This window comes from Riemerella anatipestifer ATCC 11845 = DSM 15868 (genome assembly GCF_000252855.1).
GTDB classification, from domain to species: Bacteria; Bacteroidota; Bacteroidia; order Flavobacteriales; family Weeksellaceae; genus Riemerella; species Riemerella anatipestifera.
In genome coordinates this window covers 1,921,068-1,943,221 of sequence record NC_017045.1, presented here as the reverse complement: position 1 = coordinate 1,943,221, position 22,154 = coordinate 1,921,068, and the positions used below count along the sequence as shown (strand labels likewise).

Sequence of the window (22,154 nt, the reverse complement as noted above, 5' to 3'; positions counted from 1 at the left end):
GAAACTTGGCTTCTTTGAAGAATATGGCTTATCTTTGCAAAAATCTTAACTAAAAAACAACTAAAACAGATGAATAATAAGTATATTAAACTGGTGGTAGCTACCCTTATGATAGCTTTTGGTGTTTATTTGATGTTTAATAGAAATATAGGTTGGGGCATTGTAATGGTGTTATTATCCTCGTTGCCTATTATATTATTCTTCAAAAATGAGTTTATCCTTCTTGCGTTTTGGCAGTTAAGAAAGCAGAACTTCCCTAAAGCCTCACAATGGTTAGCTTCTATAAAGAATTATAAAAGTCAGTTGCACCGTTCGCAATACGGTTATTATCATTACTTACAAGGGCTTACTCTAGCTCAAGACGAGCCTAGAAAGGTAGAACCTCTAATGAAAAAGGCTTTAGAATATGGTCTGAATATGAAACACGATCGTGCAATGGCAACCCTTAATTTAGCAGCAGGAGCAATGCAAAGAGGACGCAAACAAGAAGCTCAAAGACTTCTAGAAGAAGCGAAAAGGCTAGATAGTTCGGGTATGATGACAGAACATATCAAGACAATGAAAGACCAACTTAAAATGCCTACTATGCAGAAACATATGCATAACCCAAATATGAGACAAAGAGGTAAATTCTTTTAAAATATAGGTTAGTAAAACAAAAATCCCTTAGCTTTTTGCTAAGGGATTTTTTTATTGATAAATAATTACTTCTCTTGAAAGGTTTTGTAATGGTCTTTGGTAATCCACACTTTACCGTCTTTTGTGAAGATGAGTCTGTCTGCATTTCTTCTGCCACATTGATAGTTGATGTCTGCTTCGTAGTAACGGTCTCCTCTAGGAAGCTGATTTTCTCTATTTCGGAATTTATCTCCACCAATAGCTTTCCCAGGTAGCACTTCGCAAAGATTACCAGAGGAAGGATTCCACCCTGATTTTTTAGCTTCACTTTTGGTAATGTAGTACGCTGGAAGCTCGTGATGCTCTTTTATATAGGCAATTACGGTGTTTTCTTCTGTAAGAGCCTCAATATCTTGTTGGGTGTTTTCTTGAGAAGACGCACTTGTGCTAACCTCTGAGATAGCATTATTTAGAGCATCAGGGCTAGATTTCTGAAAACATTTAACTCCTATTAAAGTCCCTGCTAATAGTCCTAAAACTAGGAAAATCCATTTATTATTAAGGTATTTCATTGTATTATGATTTGTGTGATTAAATTCCTATTTCTACTTGAAATCTAGCGTACCAATTATTATCCTTTCTTCCATCTATGTAGAGAAAGTTGTTCTTACTTACTTCCACTTGAGCTTTAAAGGCGTGTTCCCAAATATACTTGGTAATACCAAAGGAAAGCTGATTTTGTTTTGGTATTAAGTTCTGTATACTTTTATTAGGCGTCACTTGAGAGAAACGCCCAATAACTTCCCAATTCTTTGGGAAAATATAACTGAGCTGAGTATCGTAGCCGTGTCCTGCCGCTACAGGTATTACTTTAGAAAAATCGGTATTATGTGTGAGAGGGTTGCTAGTGCTTCTGTTCATATAAGCAACGGTAGCTGTCCAGCCATTGTATTTCATCATACCATCTAAAAGAACAGACTGCAAATCTCTACTTTCCAACAACTCTTTGCCCCTTTGCCCTTGTGAAAAATTAGACCTTTGGTTGAAGTGATAAGTACCTCCTAGGTAAATCTTAGGTGTAGGCTCTCGGTATAAATCGCCTTCAAAAAATTCTCCATTGTTCTTAAAAGCTCCTAGAGGATAGAGTTCTACTCTCCCAGTGTAGGCAAGTCCGTCGGTTTTGTCATTAAAGTTTCTGCCTTCACCAGTAGTTATAGCAGCTTTCAAGCTGTATCCAAACTCATTAGCTTTGGTATTGTTATAAATGGCTTGGAAACCAAAATCCCTATCAATGTTAAACATAGCGTTGTTGATAGAGCGGTCGGTAAGGTCTAATGCTCCCGATGAGTTCACCCTTTGTCTGTTCCCTGGGAGTTTTGTTTGTCCGAAACCAAGCATGAGTTTATTGGTAGCCTTATAAAATACAATCGCATCTCTTATGATGTTAAGCGGATTCCCTTCTTTAATCTCACCCACATCATCAGGGGCAAAGGAAAGCTGTATAGCATACAAAAACCTAGGATTACCCACATACCCATCAAACCTCAAACGAAGACGACGAATGGCAGCCTTATATTCTGTGCTTCTGTTATCATTAAAATCGGCTTCTAGTCTGTTCTGCATTCTAAAACGGATATTAAATTGAAACAAACTATCAGGAGAGGTAATCCCCACACCTTTACCGAAGTTATAGTAAGGAAGGGCATCTAAATGCAATTGTTTAGCTGTTTTTTTTGACACAATGGTGTCTTTCTTAAGAACGATAATAGTATCTGGTACTTTAACTTCTTGAGACTTTAACCCTAGAGATAAAATGAAAAAGCATAGGTAAAATAGATGTTTCATTCCAGTATTATTTTCTAGGAAACAAATTTAATTAAATTTAGACTTTGTACCTATAACTCCTTAAAAAAAGACTCTTATTGTATCCAAAGAAAAAGATTACCTCCTTGCCGCTGAAAGGAAGTTGCCACTAACTTATATATACTCTGATATCCAGCAGCAACCAAGTACGATATCAGATTGCAACGTGAGTAAATAGCTTCAAGGTGGCAGATTTTGTTTGGGCTTAAAGTGACATAAAAGTGTTACGAAATACGGGAACAAATTATCAGACTAAGCGGAATAAATAGAGCAAGTAAGAGCGTAAGAGATAGAAGCGACTACCCCACAGACACAAAGCTATGAGACTTCGTATGGCTATAGCGAGGAGTAAAAGCGGGTAAGCCCGATCGAGTGGTTGGTAAGACCATCAGTGAGAGATACGCCCTCTTTTTATAAAAAACATCTTTCTCCACAAAAAGAGAAAGACGCTTAGTTTTCTATTCTGCACAAACCGCAGGGCTACTTAATAACCGATTCAAACTTTTTTTGGAAAGCATCCCACTGTTCCTTATTTTCTATCTTTTTGTACTCGTCTTTGTGGAACAACGAAAGGTAAAGCTCCAATTCTTTTGGCTTAAAAGCACCCACTAGATTGGTAATTGGTTTACCTATCTCATCTAGAAAAACTGTGGTTGGGTAAGCACTCACATTTAGAAATCTAGCTAACTCATGCGGGGCATTTCTACCCGAAATATTAGCTCTATAATTAGGATTTGTGAAAGTTCTATCTTGATAATGGGCAACCTCATCGCCTTCGCCGTTGAATTTAACGGCATAATAGTTTTCGTTAATAATTCTAGCTATTTCAGGGTGACCGTAGGTTTCCTTTTCCATTAGTTTACACGGACCACACCAAGGTGCATATACATCTACTAAGATTTTTTTTGGTTTAATCTTTTGAGCCGCCAAAGCCTCATCAAAAGTAAGCCATTTCACCTCTTGCGCTAACACTAAATTAAACACAAACAATCCGAATACTATAATTGCTTTTTTCATTATCAATTTCCTTTAATTAGGCAACAAATGTACATAATTCTTTTTTAAACCAAAATAAATATAAAATTAAAAACTCTGAACTTTGAAGTTCAGAGTTTTTTTTAATATGTTATTTAACGCCGTGCATCATTTTACTAATAGGTTTACTAAGTAGCAATAGAAGAAGTCCACATGCTATTACAAACCCCGATATATAAGTAAAGACTTGTCCTGCACCCATTTTTTCTACATAAGCCGCAATATAACCGCCTAAGAAGTTAGCCACAGACGATGATAAAAGCCATACCGCCATAAGAACAGAAGCCAATCTTACTGGTGCTAACTTGGTTACTACCGATAACCCCACAGGTGATAAACATAGCTCTCCGACAGTATGAACAAAATAAGTCATTACTAGCCACCATAAACTAGCTTTTATAGTAGGGTCTGCAATATCTCCACCTCTTTCTGACACTGCTCCTAGCATAAACCAAAACCCAATACCTAAAATCACCATACCCAACCCCATTTTAACAGGCGTACTTAACTTTTTACCCAATTTAGAACTCCAAAACATTGCAAACAATGGAGCTAAAGCTACAATAAAGAATGGGTTAACCGACTGGAACCAAGATGCTGGTATTGTATAGTTTCCTATAAAAGGAATATTTACATTTCTGTCTATATAATTATCAGTGTAAAGTGCAATAGAAGAACCCGCTTGTTCGAACCCAGCCCAAAAGAATACAGCAAATAAGAATAGAATGAAAATGACACTTACCCTTTGTTTTTCTACTTTTTTAAGTTCATCTCCATTTTCTATTTCTTCTTTGATTACTTCCACTTCTTTCTCTACTTCTATCTGCTTTTTAGGTTTCTTACCTATATTACCTAAGTACTTTTGAGCTAAAGTATTAAATAACACTTGCCCCAAAAGCATACCTAAACCTGCTGCTAAGAAACCATATTTATATCCATAAGACATAATCTCTCCTGCAGCATCTTTCTTAGCAAAAATATCATCTGTAAGAACTCCAATAACTAAGGGAGCAATAAGAGCCCCTAAGTTAATCCCCATATAGAAGATAGAAAATGCAGAATCTCTCCTTTCATCTCCTTCTTCGTACAAATTACCCACGAGTACAGATATATTTGGCTTAAAGAATCCATTTCCTATAATTAGTAACAACAGACCAATATAAAGTCCAAAATGTGTATTGATAGCAAATAAAGTAAACTGACCCAACATCATTAACACACCGCCAATAGTAATAGATAAGCGCTGCCCTAAAAACTTATCCGCTAACCACCCACCAATAAGCGGTGTAAAGTAAACAAACCCTGTAAAGTAACCATAAATTAAACTCGCCTGTGCAGGGTCTATAGACAAACCTCCTTGTAAATAAGTTTTAGTAAGATAGTAAATGAGAATAGCTCTCGTACCATAATAGCTGAAGCGTTCCCACATCTCGGTGAAGAACAAAAGATACAGCCCCGCTGGGTGACCTTTTTTACTAACTGTTGTATCCATATATTAAAAATTGTTACGTTTTTTCGTTAAAGACCAACAAATATAACCTTTTTTGGAGTTCCACAAAGAAACTAGGCTAAAAAATGTTAATCTACACACAAAAGAAAATGGCCTGTGATAATATTGTAACAAAAAATGCTACTTTATTCTCTATTTTTACTAAAGTAGCATTTCTATAAAGTTTAAAAGTTAAAGCTTAATCTAGAAAACACATATCTTCCGTTGAGCCCAAACTGTGAGGTCGCTCGTGTGTAAACAAACTGTCCATTACTGGTAGAAGCAGGAAGATTTCGGCTAGGATAAACATCAAATAGGTTGTTGGCTCCTAGTGTAAAGGTAATTTTAGGAGAAAAAGCATATCCAATAGATAAATCTGTAACTACTCTATCCGTCATTATTTGGTGCTCGTTAGGCAACGTAATACCATCGCCATTTGCATCTACAACACCAGCTCCTGTTACTTTTCCGAAATAGCTATTTCTTAAATAAACATTCAGTTTTTTGTAACTAAGGGTATGAGAAAGCCCCGCCTTGAATCTAGGAATAGCTTCTTCTACGTAAATTCTAGAACGCTCGGAGAAATAAGTCTCGTCTAAACCTGCTGCTTTAAGCACTGGTGAAGAATGTATCTCTCCTACTCTTCTTGTTTGGCTAAGGTTAAGAGCAAAATCATTAGTTAGTTTAAAATCATTATTTTTAAAATCGTGGCTTATCACCACATCTAGCCCTTTAGTTTCTGTGTCTATGGCATTAGCAAAAAACTGTGCCGCATTTACATTAGCTTGTGCAAATAGATTTTGCAGTTCTGTATTGGCTCCTGCTTTGAAGGTATCCGTAAGCACCACTCTATTGTTGATACGCGTAAAGTAGGCATCTCCTGTAATGCTTAATCTTGCAATAGGAATACGATAAGTAAATCCTGCACTTACAGATTGAGAAGTCTCTTGCTTAAGTTTAGGAATCCCTAACAGATTGGCTATTCTAGAGTGATTGTTAAAAGTCCCTACCTCTTGCAGTTGCCCATTAAGGAAAAGTGTAGAAGTGGTATTGTAATAAATCTGGTGTACAGATGGAGCTCTAAATCCAGTAGAACCTGCTAGACGGAAATTAAGATTATCCGTTGCTTTTATTCTGGAAGCTAACTTGTAGTTTAGTGTAGACCCAAAATCCGAATAATTTTCAAAGCGAGTAGCTGCTGCAACTAGAAACCTTTTGGTAAAGTTAGCTTCTACATCGGCATAGAATGCGTAGGAGCTCCTACCATTACTACCTGCATTCTCTGCACGGAAGCCACCAAATACTTGTGAGCCACCAGGTAGAGTATTCCCAAAGAAATCCGTTGGTTTTTGGCTATTGGGCGTTTGTGCCGTTTGTGGGTTACCAAACACATCATAGGAAAGATAAGAAGCTGGCTCGCCTTCTCTAATTTTAAAGTTTTCGGTTCTCTGCTCTGCTCCAAAAGCCAGATTAAGCCCTGCCCAAACATCATAATTCCTATAAACATCTAAATTAAGCGTGTTTTGAAGGAAACGCAATCCTCCAGCATTAAATTCATTTGGAGAGTTGAACCTCAACGAGGTATTGCCAGAGTTTCTTACATTATAATCAAAACTGTTCTGCCCAAAAGTATTGCTCAAATCTACTTGCCACGCTCCTAAATTCCCTTTGATACCTGCCGCTAGCGAGAGGTCTTCTATATTGGTATTGATATTAGGTAAGAAGCCATCAAGATTAAACCCTGTAAAGGTTCTGGATTGGTTGGGTCTTCGGTAGAAGCCTCCTGAAGTCCCGTTTCTGAAGCCATATCCCCCAAAGGTATAGACCTTCCATTCGTCATTCAATGGGACTTCTATGTTGGCAAAAAACTGGTGAGTGCTTAGTTTAGATTGCCCCACGAGCATATTAAAATCTTTTCGGTTAAGCCCTCGATACGCTAATTCTTGGTTGGTAACGTCTTCCGAGAGTATTTTCTGCAAAGCACTAATGCTGTTGGCAGACTGTATCTTGTTCTGAAAATCTGGTGCAAAGTAGGCTACCTTTTGGGCATAATTATGAATATAATCTACCAACTGCTGCTGGTTGGGCGTGGTATTGATATTCGTGAATAGTGAGGATAGATTAACGCCTCCCTCTGCCGCTCTTCGTTCTATAGCATTATAGGCGTTAAAGATTTTACCTTCTTCCTCATTGGCACGATAGGTAGGATTTCTGAATTGAGATGACCAAGTAAGGTTATAGAAACCACCTTTAGAACCTATCTTATTACCGTAGTTTAAATCTACCTGAAAGGTTTCCCCATCTATCCCTTTGGTGTGGTTATTAGAGGCGTTGCTCGGATTAGCTCCGAAGGAGAGTTGCCCTTCTAGTTTGCCTGTATTTCTTTTAAGATTGAGGTTCATTACCCCTGCAATAGCATCAGAGCCATATTGTGCCGAAGCACCATCTCTAAGCACTTCTATTTTGCTAAGTGCAAAGGCTGGTATGGCGTTGAGGTCGGTACCTACGGTACCTCTCCCTGGTGTCCCATTAACATTGATGAGGGCAGAGGTATGCCTCCTTTTACCATTAACTAATACCAAGACCTGGTCTGGACCTAAGCCTCTAAGCTGTGCAGGGTCTAGGTGGTCTGTACCATCAGCTCCCGTCTGTACGGTGGAAGTAAATGATGGGGCTACCACATTCAGTATTTGGTTGATATTGGTTTGAGGCAATGTAACCCCCATTTTTTGAACATCAAACACATCTACTGGCACGGGGCTATCCGTTTTAGAACGAGCTCCAGAACGGCTCCCTAGTAGTACTACTTCTTCTACTTGTTTGGTCTTTACAGTATCCTTTCTGCTTTGTCCGTAAAGTCCTTCTCCCACAAAAAACAACGCCGAGGCTGTAATGAGGTAAGATTTTGTTCGTAATGACTGTTTCATAATAATTATACTTTTTAAAAATTAAATTCGTGATAATAAAAAAGCCGCTTACTTTTACTAAGTAGCGGCTATATACAAGTGCTTAATTTGTTATTGTTGTCTAAAACACTGGTGTACCATCTATCGCCGCATCTTGTGCAAGACACATCATAAAACACGGCATTATTGAAAGACTGTTGTACATCTAGTGAGTAATTTTAACGGGACAAATGTATCTACAATAATTGACTCTACAAAATTTTTGTTCTATTTTTTTTACTATCGTACTGATGTGGTAGCATTAGTTTCGTTCCGTATTGCTTTAGTCTAGGGCTTATTTGGAGAATATCTTCCCCAAAATTAAATTTATCTATGAAGCAGAACTATCTATTCCGATACCTTATAGATTAAAGAAACTAATGCCTCTTAAAATTGGTTTTATTCTCCTTAAAATTTGGTTGGCGAATGGGCAAACAAGGAGAAGTTTTGTTCTAAAAACGGATTTGTTAAACGGAAACTATTGGTACACAAACTAAAATCAGCTGCTTATTCAATTCTATTGTAGTAAATGTATTTTTGGCTTTACAGAGCTAAACCAATTTGCGAGAAGATTTTTTTTTACAGAATAATATGTCTTAGCTCCCTCTTGAATTACTCTTCTCTCTTTTACAAATTTTAATAGAAAATGAGGCTCTTCGCCTCATTTACCTCTGTTTCTGTATTATTTTCTACTCTTCGCTAAGAATACAAGTGGACCAAATACAGGAAAAAAACATACAAATAAATGCCATAATAGTCTGTTAGGTTCGTTTTTTCCAATATTTACGACTGCCCAAATAAAGTTTGCTATAATTAAAGCAAAAACTAATGTTAAAATTAAAATGTTCATAGTAAGTTAAATTATCAGTTTATTGCCCGTCTAGCGGATAATTTCAGCGAGGCTAATGTATCTATAATAATTGACTCTGCAAAATTTTAAACTACTTTTTTAATACAGAGAGATTAAATTCTATTACTTTCTTTTTTCTAAATTTGCCTTCAATAAAAAAACATCAAAATGTCCCTAGACGATATTAAGCATAAAATAGAGGAACTAAGAGAAGAGCTACATCAACACAATTATAACTATTATGTTTTAGATACTCCTAGTATTTCAGACTATGAATTTGATATGATGCTAGAAGAGTTGAAAGAACTAGAATTAGCCTACCCTGAATTTGCAGATAATAATTCTCCTACGCAAAGAGTAGGTGGTAACATTACCAAAAACTTTCCCACGGTGGAACACCGCCACAGAATGTATTCCCTAGATAATTCTTACAACTTTGAAGACCTCTCCGACTGGCAAAACCGATTGATTAAAAGTTTAGATACAACCGATATAGAATATGTAGCAGAACTAAAGTATGATGGAGCCTCCATTTCTATACTTTACGAAAACGGAGCTTTTAAACAAGCAATCACTAGAGGAGATGGTTTTCAAGGCGATGAAATTACAGCCAATGTAAAAACCATTTCGGATATTCCGCTAAAAATCAAAGGAGAATACCCTAACACCTTCTACATCAGAGGAGAAATATATCTCACAAAAAAACACTTCAATCTCATCAATAAAGCTAGAGAAAAAGAGGGTTTAGACCTTTTTATGAATCCTAGAAACACCGCTAGCGGAAGCCTTAAAATGCAGGACAGCACAGAGGTCAGAAAAAGAAAACTTTCGGCAGTACTCTACCAAGTAGTAGCAGAAGACACTCCTGTAAAAACACACTGGGAGCTACTAGAACAAACTAAAGACTGGGGATTTAAAACATCTCAACAAGCTAAACTCTGTAAAAATCTAGATGAAGTAAAAGATTTTATTGACTATTGGGACAAAGAAAGACAACATCTTGATTTTGAAATAGACGGGATTGTAATTAAAGTCAATAATCTTAATCAACAACAGCTACTAGGCTACACCGCCAAATCTCCAAGATGGGCAATGGCTCATAAATTTAAAGCAGAAAAAGTAGAAACACAATTAGAAAGCATTTCTTATCAGGTGGGACGTACTGGGACCATAACCCCTGTAGCTAATCTAAAACCCGTACTTCTGGCAGGGACAATCGTAAAACGAGCCTCTCTACACAATGAGGATATTATAAGAAAACTCAATCTACACACTCAAGACTTTGTTTATGTAGAAAAAGGTGGAGAAATTATTCCCAAAATAGTGGGCGTTAATAAAGAAAAAAGATTGCCAAATGCAACGTTGGTAGCCTACATCAGCCACTGTCCAGAGTGCCATATGCCACTAGTGAGAAACGAAGGAGAAGCCGCACATTTTTGTCCCAACGAAACCCATTGCCCTCCACAAGTAATAGGAAAAATGATACACTACGTTTCTAGAAAAGCTCTCAATATAGAAAATTTAGGCTCCGAAACTATAGAACAACTTTTCAGAGAGGGACTTATTTCCAACATTGCCGATTTTTATACTCTTACTAAAGAGCAGCTACTCCCCTTAGATAGAATGGCAGAAAAGTCTGCACAAAATATTTTGGACGGCATTGAAAAATCCAAACAAATTCCATTTGAAAAAGTGCTATTTGGTTTAGGCATTAAGCACGTAGGTGAAACTGTAGCCAAAAAATTGGTGAAAAACTTTCATACTATTGACGGACTAAAAAAAGCTACTTTAGAGGAACTCACAGAAGTAGAAGATGTAGGCATAAAGATAGCCGAAAGCCTCGTGAATTACTTTCAGAATGAAGAAAATATTGAAATCTTAGATAGGCTAAAATCTTATGGTATTCAACTAGAACAAGAAGAAAATACCAGCGCAAAAGTAAGTAATGCTTTAGAAGGCAAGACCTTTTTATTTACTGGTAAGCTATCTCTGTTCACTAGAGAGCAAGCCGAAGAAATGGTAGAGAAACACGGCGGCAAAAACATTTCTGCCGTATCCAAAAACCTCAACTATTTAGTGGTAGGTGAAAAAGCAGGAAGCAAACTTAAAAAAGCCCAAACTCTAAGCACAGTAACCATATTGGACGAACAAGAATTTTTAGATTTGATAAATGGCTAAGATATTTTTAGTGTTTTTTCTATATAATCTAGCCTATCCATAATGCTATTTATAGGATTGGTATTTCGATTGGAATAAATACAACCTACGATTAAAAAGCATTCTTCATTAACATTAGGAGTACAGCTTATATAAGACTTTTCTGGAGCGAAAATAAGGTATTGTCCTTTATTTTCACTCTTTTGGTAATTTTTTTTAAGAAGCAAAATATCTCTATTCTGATAAAAATGATTACCCCCTATTTCGAAAGTTACCTCCAAAGAATACTCCACATTTGTGAATAAAGATTGCTCCACTTTAACTGGGTAAAATTCTTTTTTACTTTCAGTAATATTTTCTTTCTTGTAGATTAAATCCTCCACTTCCTCAAAATTAGCTAGTTGATTAACCGTAAGAGGTTTAGATATTAAATCATCTGCTTTCATATCTAAAAACTGTGCAATTCTAAGGAGAGTTTCCACCTTAGGTTCAGCTCTGCCATCTTCATAGGAACTTATAATTCCTCGCGTTAAGTTCAACATATCCGCAAATGCTTGTTGAGAAAGCCCTTTTATTTGCCTTATTTTCTTTATATTGGTACCGAAATAAGTCATAACTGCTAATATTTTATGCAAAACTAAAAAATATTTTTCTTTTAAATGTTAAAAATATTTGCAATTTTAATTTTTATAATTATATTTGCATAAAATATTAGCAAAATTATTAACTATGAAACAGCTTAATTTATTTCAAACCATTAGAGAATGGTTATTAGAATGGGAGTTTCAGCTCATATACGAGAGTGCAGACAATAAAGTATTCATCATTGAAAAAGAAACAGATGGCATTAAAAATATGATGATAGCCATTGCTCCACAAATCCTCATCGTAGAACAGTTTCTATTTTATTGCAAAAATAATAAGCAAAATATATTTAAGGAACTTCTAATTAAGAATAGAGATATTGTTCACGGAGCTTTTGTACTAGATGAAACAGGAGAAAAGGTAATTTTTCGCAACACTTTACAAACAGAGAATTTGGACCAAAACGAGCTTATGTCAACCATAAATTCACTAAGTTTATTATTAAGTGAGTATTCATCGGAAATGATAGAATATAGTAAAGATTAGCACTATGGCATACTTACTCGTTACCTTAATTTACTTTATCTTAGAATTATTATTAACCTAATTAAAAAAATAAAAAATGAACATACTTAAAAGACTTTTCAGAATAGGCAATGCAGAAACTCACGCTGCAATAGATAAATTAGAAGATCCTATTAAAATGACCGAACAGGGCATTAGAGAAATGAAAGACCAGCTAAGCAAAAGCATAGATGCTCTAGCTCAAGTGAAAGCCTTAGCAATAAGAAGAAAAAACGAACAAACAGCCTTAGAAAACCAAGCGGAAGAATATCAAAGTAAAGCCATTATTCTTGTTCAAAAGGGAATGAAAGAAGAAATGCCAACCGAAGAGGCGGATAGATTAGCTAAGGAAGCTCTTAAAAAGAAGGAACTTTCTTTAGCCGATTCTAAAATCGCAGAAGCCGACCGTAAAAAATTAGAAAGTGATGTTGAGAAAATGCAAACAAACATCAACACGCTTAAATCCAACATTGCCAAATGGGAAAGCGAACTAAAAACTTTAAAAGCAAGAGTACAGGTAAGCCAAGCAACTAAAGACATTAACCAAAAGATGTCTCAACTTTCAAACGATAGCACCATCAGTATGTTAGAAAAAATGAAAGAAAAAGTACTTCAGCAAGAAGCAGTTGCAGATGCTTATGGAGAAATAGCCAATGCTAGCAAAAGTATAGATGAGGAAATCAATCAAGCAGCGGACACCTCTAATACAAAAGCAGAAACAGCATTAGCAGCACTGAAAGAACAACTTAAAAATTCTTAATCCACAATGACTATCCGAGAGCTTATAGAAGTATCTTTCAATCCAGCCAATACTGTACTAAGCATATTACTCATTTTAAGCGTATTGTATTGGCTACTCACTATATTTTCTGGCTTAGGAGACTTTGATTTAGACCTAGATTTAGAATCTGATAGTATAGCTGTTAAAAATCCAGACGGAACGCTAGAAGTACCTCATGAACCCTCTGCATTTATTCAGTTTCTAAAGTTTTTAAACTTAGATATTGTTCCTATCACCTTCTTTTTAACCCTAGTATTGCTTTTTACTTGGCTTATCAATGTTAATATCAGTTACTTTATTCCATTACCACAATGGGCATATTTTATAACGATATTTCCTGCTTTTTTTATAAGTTTGTTTATCAGTAAATATATGTCTATGCCTTTAAAACCAATATTTAAAGAAATTAATCATAAAGGAGAAATAGCATACGACTATTTAGGGAGAGTAGGCACACTAAAATCTAGTATAGAACAAGATAAAATAGGTATGATAGAACTAGTTATCAACCAAGACCCAATTAAGCTATTAGTAAAAAGCAAAGACGGAATACCTTTAAAAGAAAACGACATAGTCATCATCATAGATGAACATCTTGATAAAAAATATTATTTCGTAGAGAAATACTATGAGCTTTAATAACCAAAATCATGAAAAACAAACTATCATTAAAAAATAAATTAAACTAATATGACAACATTCTACATTAGCGTTGCTGTAATTGCCATCGCAGCTTTAGGGCTTATCTTTTGGATTTTATCCATGTACAAAAAAACAGTACAGGGCGTAGTATTACTCAGAACAGGATACGGAGGTGCCAAAGTGTTCTTTAATGCAGGAGTGGTAATCCCAATTATCCATAGATTAGAGCAAATGGATATTTCTGTTAAAAAATTAGAAATCTCTAGAGAAGGAAAAGACGGATTGATTTGCAAGGATAATATGCGTGCCGATATTCAAGTAGCCTTCTTTGTAAGAGTAAATAAATCCGTAGATGACATCATCAATGTAGGACAGACCATTGGTTGCCAAAGAGCCTCCGACATATCTACCCTTAGAGAACTTTTTGAAGCAAAATTTTCGGAAGCTCTAAAAACTGTTGGTAAAAAATTTGATTTCATCGAACTTTACGAAGCCAGAAGTGAGTTTAGACAAGAAATATTAAACATCATCGGAACCGACCTTAATGGCTATGTACTAGACGATTGTGCCATAGACTATTTAGAACAAACCAAACTTGAATATCTTAACAAAGATAACATCTTAGATTCCGAAGGTATTAAAAAAATTACAGAACTCACAGCTTCTCAGAATATAAAGGCTAACCTTGTAAGAAGAGAAGAAGAAAAAACCATAAAAAAACAAGATGTAGAAGCTAGAGAGGCTATCTTAGAGTTAGAAAAACAATTAGCCGAAAAAGAAGAAACACAAAAAAGGGAGGTTGAAAACATCAAGGCGAGAGAAAACGCGGAAATACTAAAAGTAGCTGAAGAGGAAAGGTTAAAATACGAATCTGTACGAATTGCAACAGAAGAAGCACTACAAATTGCGGAAGAAAACAAACAAAGACAAGTGGTAATCGCTGCTAAAAACAAGGAAAGAGCCGACTTAGTAGAAACCGAAAGAGTACAGAAGGATAAAATGCTAGAAGCTACAGAAAGAGAAAGAATTGTAGCTTTAGCTGACATAGAAAAAGATAAGGCAGTAGAACTAGAGAAGAAAAACATTCAAGATGTTATCCGAGAAAGACTAGCCAAAGAAAAAACAGTAGTAGAAGAACAACAAAACATCTATGATGTAGAAGCACTTAAATCCGCAGAAAGAGACAAACAAGTACAACTCATTATAGCGGCAAGAGAAGCAGAAGAAAGACTCATCGCAGAAACAAAAGCAGCAGAAGCAAGAAAACTCGCTGCCGAAAAAGACGCTCAAAAATATGTAATTGAAGCACAAGCCAAAAGAGATGCCGCCGAAAAAGAAGCCGAAGCAAGAAAAATAATTGCAGATGCTCTTGCAAAAGAGGAGGCTACTATAGGATTATCCGAAGCTCAAGTAATGCACGCAAAAGCGGAAGCATCAGAAAGACAAGGTATTGTAGATGCCAACATCATAGAGAAAAAAGCTCAAGCTAAGAAGATAGAAGGTCTAGCCGAAGCTGATGTAATCAAAGAAAAAGCACTAGCCGAAGCCGCAGGTATTACTGAAAAAGCTGAAGCTATGAAAAAACTCAACGATGCTGGAAAAGAACACGAAGAGTTCAGATTGAAATTAGCTAAGGAGAAAGAGGTAGAATTAGCTGAAATAAACATTCAGAAAGAGATAGCCCAAGCTCAAGCACAGGTGCTAGGAGAAGCCTTTAAAACAGCGAAAATAGACATTGTAGGAGGCGACCACTCTTTCTTTGATAATGTTGTAAGACAAATTTCGGCTGGTAAAGGAATAGATAAACTTATCCAACACAGCGAAAATGCACAGATTTTAAAAGAATCTCTACTAGATTCTGATAGCGAAAATAATCTGATAGGAAAGGTAATGCAGATGGTAGAAAAGTATAAAATTTCTTCAGAAGATATTAAAAACCTAAGCATTGCTTCTCTCATCTTCAAACTCAAAGGGGTTGCAGAACCACAAGAGCAAGGTCTTCTCGCTAGAGCTTTAGATGTAGCCAAACACTTAGGTATCCAAGATAAACCTATCAGATAGAAAAGAAAACTCCGCTCACTTAAAATGTGGGCGGACTTTTATCCCTTTATTTCAGATTCTAACATTATTATCAACCATAAATCGTAGCTCAAAAAATGTCAAAGGACAATCTACAATCAGGTACTTACGAGATTATTCAGAACCGACTTAACGAACAGAAAAACCATCTTTCTCATAAACTCGCTGCCCTTAATGAAGGCCGAAAGAAAGTATTTGGAGGAATAGACTTCTCACTGATTGCCAACGAACGAATTTCTACAGAGCAGTCGTGTAAGATAAAAGACCTATTTGCCGTTAACCATCTGTGCATCGTAGGTTATAATACCCACTTAGGTCTGAAAACAGAAGTGGAAGTTACTGATGTATTTGCCCTTTATGCCTTTCAAGAAAATCGTTTTGAGCCACAACCCATCACTTTTCTAGATGATGCCAATTTTGTACAAGAGTTCAAAAATCTTTACAAATATTATAGAAATACCCAATTCGTTAGGTTCTATTATACCCAAAATTATCTTTACTTCGTATTTCAGCTCTCTGCAAATGCTTCGGATATTAAGGCTTTTAAATGGCTAGTAAAGGACAACGAACTGCACTTTATAGATTCTAGAAGTGCTTCGGAGGTAAAGTATCCTCCACAGCACGAGTTCCAGTGGGTTAAAGCCACTAGAGATATGCACCGTACAGGTAGGCACCCGCACATTTCTCTGGCAGACAAGGTTTTTGTGGAAGCCATGGGCGGAGATATTACCATTAAAGTGGAAGATAATACCCAAACAGGCAAAGGAATTTACAGCGAACCCGTAGCTCATAAAGACCAAACGCTAGACGATGCCGAAGTACACTTTTTTGATTATGACAACCTCGTATTATTCAAAATAAAACCTTACCAAGAAGACGAACGCTACTTTATATACAACCATAAAGAGAAAAAGGTAAAGCGTGTAGATAGCCTCAAACATTCGGCTATACTTCTTCCCGAGAACCAAGGCGTTATTTACTCCAACGGATTTGCCCTCCAAACAGGCGAAATAAAGGTGATAGAAACCGAAGAGAAAAATATTTTCTTTGACAGAAAGATAACTGCCAGCAACGGAGAAAACTTCCTCTTCGCTTTTTATGACGAAACTTCTAATGATTACGCTCTTATCCCTTATAACATCATCAATCAGACCATAGATACGCCTATCTATTGTAATGGTTTCAGCCTTTTTGACAACGGTATCCTAGCCTACCTTAAAAATACCGAAGAAAGCAAAAACCATCTAGTACAGCTATGGCAAACGCCTTTTACCAAAGAACTTGTCATTAGTGAAACTCTTAGAGAAAACGAGCTTTTTAAGATTAGCAACAAAGATCTCGTAAAGGCTATGGCAGACTGCCAAGAGCTTATAGTGCTACTCAACAAAAAAGACTCTTACGCAGGGCTATATACCGATATTGTAAAAAGAGCCACTTCCATCCTAGACAACTACTATTTTTTGGATAAAGAAAGTGTAAAGCATCTATCGGAACCTATATCAGAAATCCGAAAGATAGCTCACGCCGCCATTAACGAGTATGAAAAGGTGGTAGAAATCCGAAAAAACACACAAGCCGCATTAGATACTTTAGAAGAAAAGTTTAAGCAACTGCTTTCGCAGACCTCGCTGGTAAACTATACCGCTCTGCACCAGTTTATAGAAACCCTGTCGGAAATAAGAACCCTAAGGGGCGAAATGATAAGTGCCAAAGAACTACAATATTCCGACCTGCCCAAAATAGAAGCGTGGGAGCAACAGCTTAATGAAAGGGCTGACGAACTCGCAGCACAATGCGTTCAGTTTTTGTTACAAGACGATGCTTTGGTGGTTTACGAGGACAAGATAAATGCACTTATTAGCGAAACGCAGCAGTTATCCAAATCGGTGGAGGCTAAGAATATAGAGCAAAGCCTAGACGAACTCGCACTACAGCTAGAACTATTGGTAAACATCGTTAACAATTTAAAGATAGACGATGCCTCCCATTCTACCCAAATCATAGAAAAAATTTCGGTGATTTTCTCGCAAATCAACCAGCAGAGAATAGAACTTAACAACAAGAAAAGAGAAATTTCTGGAACAGAGCTTTCCGCAGATTTCAAAGCTCAAATTACATTGTTTGACCAAGCCTCCATCAACTTCCTAGAGTTGGCAAACACCCCAGATAAGGCAGACGAATACCTTACCAAACTCTCCATACAACTAGAAGAATTAGAGACCAAATTCATAGACTTCGAGGAGTTTATACAGATAATCGCCGATAAGAGAGAGGAAGTTTACACCCATTTTCAGAACAAAATGGTGCAGCTTACCGAGGCTCAAAACAGAAGAACACAAAATCTATTTCAGTCTGGAGAGCGAATCTTGAAGAGCATCATCAGCAAAGCCGAATCTTTTGATACAGAAGTGGAAATCAACGGCTATTTCGCTTCCGATTTGATGGTGGACAAGCTAAGAGAGCTCGTTGCCCAGCTTAACGATTTACAGGATAGCAACAAAGCCGAAGAACTACAAACCCACCTAAAAACAGCTCAACAAGACGCTATACGCAAACTTAAAGACAAAAAGGAAATCTATACCGATGGCGAGAATACCATTAACTTCGGTAAGTATCAGTTTGCGGTTAATCAGCAGAAACTAGACCTTAGCTTAGTGCTAAGACAAGGAGCCTACTACTACCATATTACTGGGACGAGCTTCTACGAACCATTGGCTTTTGAGGCGATACAAGATTATCAGGAAGTATGGCATCAAGAATTTGTTTCGGAAAATACAGAGGTAAAAAAGATGGAGTACCTCGCTTGGGAAATCTTCCTTAAAAACCCCGCTATTTCGTCCGAAGAAACCAACCGACTGCTCATAGAGCAATTCCTCAAAAATCACTTTGGAGAGGGCTTAGTAAAAGGCGTACACGATGAAGATGCCCTACTTATTCTCACCAAACTACAACAGCTCAACAACCACTTAGGACTTCTTAGATACAACCCGTCCGAGAGGGCTTTGGCACAGCTATTTTGGTTCTTCCTTGCCCCAGAAGAAAAGGTATTTTACGAAAAACAGTTTTCGGCAGTACACCTACTATCGGACACCTTTGCCAACTCTAAGCAGTTTACCTACCTCAACGCTACCCTATCCCAAAAGATAGACGATTTTAATAAAGACTTCCAAGGCTTCTGCCACACCTCTGCCTATAACGCTGCCGTGTACCTCAAGAAAGAGGACCGAAACCGCTTTGTAATCTCAAAAGAAGCAGCAGAACTCTATCAGAAATTCGTTAACGGATTAAAAGAAAAAGGCAAAGACCTCGTGTTCAGTCAGCAAATAGAAGATTTGCACCACTACCCTTCGGCGTGTTATGATATTGTAGAAAATGCCCTAAAAACCTTCCTCCTTGCCGAGCATACAGAAGCAAGCCAAATGGTTATAGAGGAGGCTTCTGCATTTATCATTACCCAAAACTTCCACGAGAACCAAATCTCCAAAGTAAGCCACACCGAAGCCATTGCAGGGCTAAAGTCTTTGGATACCAATACAGAATATATTTTAGACTTCCACGACTTCAGCCAAAGGCTAAGCTACTACCACCAGAACATCATTCCTAAGTTCACCGAGCTACAAAAGCTAAAGAAAGAATGGATAGAGAAGAAGAAAAAGGAACTAAAGCTCAGCTCGTTCAAGACCTCGGTGCTTAGCTCTTTCGTGAGAAACAAACTCATTAACGAGGTGTACTTCAACCTCATTGGAGCCAACCTCGCAAAGCAAATAGGAGCTTTGGGAGAACAAAAGAGAACCGACCGAATGGGAATGCTGCTCTTGGTATCGCCTCCTGGCTACGGTAAAACTACACTGATAGAGTATGTGGCGGACCGAATGGGCTTGGTGTTTATGAAAATCAACGGACCTGCCATCGGGCACGAAATTACCTCTACCGACCCTAGCGAAGCCAAAAATGCAGGAGCTAGACAGGAGCTAGAAAAGCTCAACCTCGCCCTAGAAATGGCAGATAATGTAATGCTGTACCTAGACGACATACAACACTGCAACCCCGAGTTTTTACAAAAATTCATTTCCTTAGCAGATGGGCAACGAAAAATAGAAGGCATCTACAACGGCATTTCTAAAACCTACGATATGCGCTCCAAAAGGTTCTGCCTAGTAATGGCGGGCAACCCATATACGGAAAGCGGCGACAAGTTCCAAATCCCAGATATGCTGGCCAACCGTGCCGACATCTATAACCTAGGCGACATATCAGGCACACAAACAGACCTATTTGAGCTTAGCCTTATCGAAAACGCCATTACCTCCAACCCTTACCTCACTAGGCTTACCCAACCCGCCTACCAAAACCTATATCAGCTCTACGACGCCATACAAAACCAAACGCCAGACCCTACCATAGAAGGCAACTTTACGGCACAAGAGATAGCCGACTTTAGAGCCGTTTTGGAGAAAATCATACAAATAAGGCAGGTCGTACTGCAAGTCAATTCCCAGTACATACAATCCGCCGCTATGGAAGACGATTACAGAACCGAGCCCGCATTTAAGCTACAAGGCTCCTACCGAGATATGAGCAAGCTAGTTACCAAAGTACAGCCCATACTCTCCGAGGCAGAAGTACAGGCACTTATCCTAGAACACTACCAAAACGAATCCCAAACCCTCACCACAGGTGCAGAAGCCAACCTACTCAAACTAAAAGAAATGATGGCACTCCTTACCGAAACCGAAGCCACCAGATGGCACCACATACAAGAAACCTTCCAGAAGAACAAGCGTCTCAAAGGACTAGGCGAGAACGATAGAATGGCACAAATAGCCGCATTACTTGCCGAATTTTCGGACGGACTAAAGGGGATACAAGAAGTCCTAAAGAGAAGCTAGCTCAACCATCTTATTTACAGGGGCGTATCCCTCGCCAGCGCTTAAGCCCGCTGCTCGGGTCGGGCTATCCGCTATTACTCCTCGCCACAGCTTCCGCACGGTGCCTACCCTCTGTGGCTGTGGGGTAACCGCTCCTATCCCTTACGCACCCCCACCCCTAGCCACAGCGCCAAGCCCCACGCTCCACCACTACCTTGCAACCACCACGCACACCCCCAAAAACAAAAAACCCCCTCCCCGAAGCCCATTTCATTCCATCGAGGAGCAAAATTTTTTCCATCAGCCTCGCGTGATTTTTCCGTCGGCCTCGCGTAAAATTTCCTCCTCGATGGAAATTTTACGCGAGGCCGACGCTGTGAAAATATTTAATATCGTAAAAATTTAGTAGTACTAATCATTGGTTATGCCAACAGCCTAAATACTGAAATAATCACAGACAAAACACATAAAGCTATTCCCATATATGATTTAACAATTTCTGCTTCATCTGTAGGATCATACTCTTTTCCTTTCATATATCTTTTTTTATCCTTTATATAAAGGAGTAATAATATCGCTATAATTACACTAACTAATATTTGCACTAAATTACTATCCATTATAGTAAGCTAATACCAAAAATATATTTTCATTATCGCCATAAACATACAAAGACTCTTACTAAAACAAATCGTTCTCCTATTTAGACGCCTTAGTTTAGTTCTCAAGGTTAGGTTCAATCGTTCTATTTTATTAGTGCCATAGCGGGAAACCTTATGTATATTTTGAGGAATCAAGTAGCGGTAATGATGTAAACCATCTGTATAGATACGCTTTGGACGACTATAAAGCAATGTGGTAATTACTTTTGACAAAGTGGTTTTAGTTCGCCTACCAATGCTAAAACTCACCACATTTCCACTATCACGCTCCATAGCATAAGTAATCCAAATTTTATTTCCTTTATGCCTCACATAACTACAAATCTCATCTACCTCATATTCCTTTCCGTAGGCTATCAAAGGAGAAGACAATGCTTTAGCTATAGCCAAAAGTCTTTTCAGTACAGTGGTAACAGATATACCTAATACCCTCGCTATAGAACGAATCCCCAAACCCTCTTTTGTATAGACCACTATTTTGCGGTTAATCTCTGAATGATAAGCATGATAGGTATAATAATCTATAAAACGACGATAACACTCCTTACAGTAATACTGTTGTTTTAAGGTCTTGGTGCGTCCATTTTTAATAATTTTTTTTGATAAACAATGGGGACACATCTTGGTATCACTAACTTTGATACACAAGGTCTTAATTTCTATCATTTATCTCCTTTTTTATCACTTTTTTGTTACTCTAATATATCTATCATTCATCTTTTAAGGCTCATCTACAATAACATCACCTCTAACAACCAAACACTTAATAACCTAAATCATCATCATCACTAACTCTGATACACGACCTATTTTTGCATCAGATATATAACCCTCTTAAATACATAAAATATCCCCATTGATAAGATTGCTCCAATCAATATAATTAACCACCAATAAGGTAATACCCAAAAAATAAAATATTTTATGGAATTAATAAAACAAATAAATATATTATCTGAATAATAATTTTTCTGAAAAGCACTATCTGTAAGACCTATTAAATAAGCAAAAAAGGA

15 protein-coding genes are annotated in these 22,154 nt (G+C 37.4%); 7 read left to right on the top strand and 8 right to left on the bottom strand.

Annotation, left to right across the window (positions count from 1 at the left end; genetic code table 11):
• Positions 1 to 69: 69 nt before the first annotated feature.
• Positions 70 to 639 (top strand): membrane protein, encoded by a 570-nt coding sequence (locus RA0C_RS09160; protein WP_004919632.1) that lies wholly within the window; start codon positions 70 to 72, stop codon positions 637 to 639.
• A 65-nt stretch (positions 640 to 704) separates the two neighbouring features.
• Here RA0C_RS09160 and RA0C_RS09155 read toward each other — a convergent pair whose 3' ends face one another.
• From RA0C_RS09155 to RA0C_RS10340, 6 genes are all read right to left on the bottom strand, one after another.
• Complete coding sequence (locus RA0C_RS09155; RefSeq protein WP_004919634.1) at positions 705 to 1,190, bottom strand: ribonuclease domain-containing protein; 486 nt, start codon at positions 1,188 to 1,190, stop codon at positions 705 to 707.
• Between the two features lie 19 nt (positions 1,191 to 1,209).
• The gene (locus tag RA0C_RS09150; RefSeq protein ID WP_004919636.1) at positions 1,210 to 2,463 is read right to left on the bottom strand and encodes a porin; all 1,254 of its coding nucleotides are present in this window, start codon (positions 2,461 to 2,463) and stop codon (positions 1,210 to 1,212) included.
• A gap of 498 nt (positions 2,464 to 2,961) precedes the next feature.
• Positions 2,962 to 3,498: a thioredoxin family protein gene (locus RA0C_RS09145; RefSeq protein WP_004919638.1), complete on the bottom strand. Its 537-nt coding sequence runs from the start codon at positions 3,496 to 3,498 to the stop codon at positions 2,962 to 2,964.
• Between the two features lie 109 nt (positions 3,499 to 3,607).
• Entirely contained in the window at positions 3,608 to 5,008 is a 1,401-nt protein-coding gene (locus RA0C_RS09140) for a peptide MFS transporter (protein WP_013447145.1), read from the bottom strand.
• Between the two features lie 182 nt (positions 5,009 to 5,190).
• On the bottom strand, positions 5,191 to 7,932 hold the full coding sequence (locus RA0C_RS09135; protein ID WP_013447144.1) for a TonB-dependent receptor plug domain-containing protein: 2,742 nt from the start codon (positions 7,930 to 7,932) through the stop codon (positions 5,191 to 5,193).
• 700 nt (positions 7,933 to 8,632) lie between these two features.
• Complete coding sequence (locus tag RA0C_RS10340; protein WP_013447143.1) at positions 8,633 to 8,800, bottom strand: PLDc N-terminal domain-containing protein; 168 nt, start codon at positions 8,798 to 8,800, stop codon at positions 8,633 to 8,635.
• 168 nt (positions 8,801 to 8,968) lie between these two features.
• On the opposite strand from RA0C_RS10340, the gene ligA reads away from it, so the two are divergent.
• Entirely contained in the window at positions 8,969 to 10,978 is a 2,010-nt protein-coding gene (gene ligA / locus RA0C_RS09130) for an NAD-dependent DNA ligase LigA (protein ID WP_004919644.1), read from the top strand.
• Here the strand turns inward: ligA and RA0C_RS09125 are convergent.
• Positions 10,975 to 11,571, bottom strand: a complete 597-nt coding sequence (locus tag RA0C_RS09125; protein ID WP_004919646.1) for a helix-turn-helix domain-containing protein — start codon at positions 11,569 to 11,571, stop codon at positions 10,975 to 10,977. The genes ligA and RA0C_RS09125 overlap by 4 nt on opposite strands.
• A gap of 115 nt (positions 11,572 to 11,686) precedes the next feature.
• Between RA0C_RS09125 and RA0C_RS09120 the strand changes: the two genes are divergently transcribed.
• The 5 genes from RA0C_RS09120 to RA0C_RS09100 all read left to right on the top strand — a co-directional run bounded on the left by RA0C_RS09120 (position 11,687) and on the right by RA0C_RS09100 (position 20,497).
• Positions 11,687 to 12,088: a hypothetical protein gene (locus RA0C_RS09120; RefSeq protein WP_004919647.1), complete on the top strand. Its 402-nt coding sequence runs from the start codon at positions 11,687 to 11,689 to the stop codon at positions 12,086 to 12,088.
• Positions 12,089 to 12,164: 76 nt separating this feature from the next.
• Positions 12,165 to 12,866: a PspA/IM30 family protein gene (locus RA0C_RS09115; protein WP_004919649.1), complete on the top strand. Its 702-nt coding sequence runs from the start codon at positions 12,165 to 12,167 to the stop codon at positions 12,864 to 12,866.
• Positions 12,867 to 12,872: 6 nt separating this feature from the next.
• On the top strand, positions 12,873 to 13,526 hold the full coding sequence (locus RA0C_RS09110; RefSeq protein WP_013447142.1) for a hypothetical protein: 654 nt from the start codon (positions 12,873 to 12,875) through the stop codon (positions 13,524 to 13,526).
• Positions 13,527 to 13,577: 51 nt separating this feature from the next.
• Complete coding sequence (locus RA0C_RS09105; RefSeq protein WP_004919653.1) at positions 13,578 to 15,590, top strand: flotillin family protein; 2,013 nt, start codon at positions 13,578 to 13,580, stop codon at positions 15,588 to 15,590.
• A 95-nt stretch (positions 15,591 to 15,685) separates the two neighbouring features.
• Positions 15,686 to 20,497 carry a DNA repair ATPase gene (locus RA0C_RS09100; RefSeq protein ID WP_014411359.1) on the top strand — a complete coding sequence of 1,604 codons (4,812 nt, stop codon included), beginning with the start codon at positions 15,686 to 15,688 and terminating at the stop codon, positions 20,495 to 20,497.
• A gap of 608 nt (positions 20,498 to 21,105) precedes the next feature.
• Here RA0C_RS09100 and RA0C_RS09090 read toward each other — a convergent pair.
• A complete protein-coding gene (locus RA0C_RS09090) occupies positions 21,106 to 21,804 on the bottom strand; it encodes an IS1 family transposase (RefSeq protein WP_004919663.1) in 699 nt (232 codons plus the stop codon).
• Positions 21,805 to 22,154: the final 350 nt, after the last annotated feature.